The organism is Tatumella sp. JGM130 (assembly GCF_018257525.1).
GTDB classification, from domain to species: Bacteria; Pseudomonadota; Gammaproteobacteria; order Enterobacterales; family Enterobacteriaceae; genus Tatumella; species Tatumella punctata.
This window is the reverse complement of record NZ_JAERJS010000073.1, coordinates 1-1,715: the sequence shown is the minus strand read 5'-3', so window position 1 is coordinate 1,715 and position 1,715 is coordinate 1. Positions and strand designations below refer to the sequence as shown.

At 47.5% G+C, this 1,715-nt stretch carries 3 protein-coding genes and 1 pseudogene; 2 read left to right on the top strand and 2 right to left on the bottom strand.

Annotation, left to right across the window (positions count from 1 at the left end; translation table 11 throughout):
• Positions 1-187: hypothetical protein (locus JK211_RS16675; RefSeq protein WP_212709736.1), on the top strand; the 187-nt coding region annotated here is incomplete at its 5' end.
• A gap of 7 nt (positions 188-194) precedes the next feature.
• Positions 195-602 (top strand): IS200/IS605 family transposase, encoded by a 408-nt coding sequence (tnpA, locus tag JK211_RS16670; protein ID WP_371734655.1) that lies wholly within the window; start codon positions 195-197, stop codon positions 600-602.
• A gap of 124 nt (positions 603-726) precedes the next feature.
• On the opposite strand, the gene JK211_RS16665 is transcribed toward tnpA, so the two are convergent.
• Both JK211_RS16665 and JK211_RS16660 read right to left on the bottom strand, forming a co-directional pair.
• The gene (locus tag JK211_RS16665; protein WP_249213835.1) at positions 727-1,491 is read right to left on the bottom strand and encodes a hypothetical protein; all 765 of its coding nucleotides are present in this window, start codon (positions 1,489-1,491) and stop codon (positions 727-729) included.
• Positions 1,475-1,715, bottom strand: a pseudogene (locus JK211_RS16660) (lipase family protein); the annotation flags it as partial. The pseudogene JK211_RS16660 and the gene JK211_RS16665, both read right to left, overlap by 17 nt.

Genomic DNA, 1,715 nt, shown 5'->3' with positions numbered 1-1,715 from the left:
GAAATACGTTTCATGTGTCACTCCATGCCCTCAGATTGATTTTTCAGAGGGGGTGACAACTATGCTGACACTGAGGGATTTGTTAAAACACCTTGCGGTCTGGCAACTGCAAATGTCTAACAAGAAATCAAAAGGGGGTCCCAATGGGGGACGAAAAAAGCTTAGCGCACACCCGATGAAACTGTAAATATCATATTGTTTTTGCGCCGAAATACCGACGGCCGGTGTTCTATGGAGAGAAGCGCAGAGCTATAGGCAGCATTTTGAGAAAGTTATGTGAATGGAAAAATGTACATATCCTTGAAGCGGAATGTTGTGCAGATCATATCCATATGCTTCTTGAGATCCCGCCAAAAATGAGCGTATCGGGCTTCATGGGGTATCTGAAGGGTAAAAGCAGTCTGATGCTTTATGAGCAGTTCGGCGATTTGAAATTTAAATACCGAAACAGAGAGTTTTGGTGCCGTGGGTATTATGTTGACACGGTAGGAAAAAATACGACAAAGATAAAGGAATACATAAGGCATCAACTGTCTCTGGACAAGCTGGGAGAACAATTGTCGATGCCGTATCCGGGTAGCCCGTTTACGGGCAGTAAGTAACGGTTCATGATGCAAATGTCAGATCGTATGCGCCTGTTAGGGCGCTGCTGGTAACAGAGCCTTATAGGCGCATCTGAAAAACCTCCGGCTATGCCGGAGGATTTTTATTCAGTACATATATCTCCTATTTCATTGACAGTAACCTGTCATAATCCGGGGCGATGCGAGGAATTTCTGAACGACTACCATCGGGGTACATTGCCATCCAATTACCAGGTTTATCAGGTGGTTCCAACGTCACAACTTTATCAAGGTGAACTATCGGTTCAATGAGGATATTTTGAGTATCATGAAGTCGGAAACGTCTACGCCAATTTTCAAGTCTGGTATCCCCTCCGAAAAACTTCAGGCTAATATCGTTATCAGAAAAATGGGTCTCCATCGGGAAAAAATCCGTCTTTAAATCAAGGTCTCCACTGGCCTCTTTCGCCCTTCCTGTTCCGTATCCGTCACTAAGCCCGTAATCATCAAAATCAAAGATATAGCTGGTTTCAATAACCTTTTTCCCCTTCACCAGAGGGTTGCTGTCAGAAATCTTAAAGCTGACACGCAGAGAATTAAGCTGCCACTGGCATGGACCGCCGCCGTCAATGGCGATATTCTGCTGCCAGAGATCGCCGCTACCCTGCGGGCTGAACGCCTGCTTAAAACCGTTAAACCCCCGAATTTCATAGGCTTCATTACTCGAATTATAGTCTTTGCTCTTACACCGTTCCGAACGGTAAAGCATCTGCATCGGCAGCAGCGTAATCCCCTCAGGTACCCTGACGGCCACCGTCACCCGCCGCGCATTATCCGGCGGTAACAGCGTTTGATCCGTATGCCCATCGCACCCTGATAACAACACGACAGCAGGCAAAAATACGGCGATTTTAGATAGAGAATTCAACTTCTTCCTCCGTTACCGCCGTAAAGCGGATCAGAGCATTCTTCCCCGTTTCCTCTGTCTGTGTCCGGTGCAGCGTAACCGGCAGCATATTCTGAAGGGCAATGAACTGCCGGTTACGCTCAACCTCATCCGGATTGCTGTAGGGTTCGCTTTTCTCAACTTCCTCCCGGAATTTTTCCCGCATCGCTTTCCTGCTCATCTCCCGCGCCGGATCGGCCAGCTCC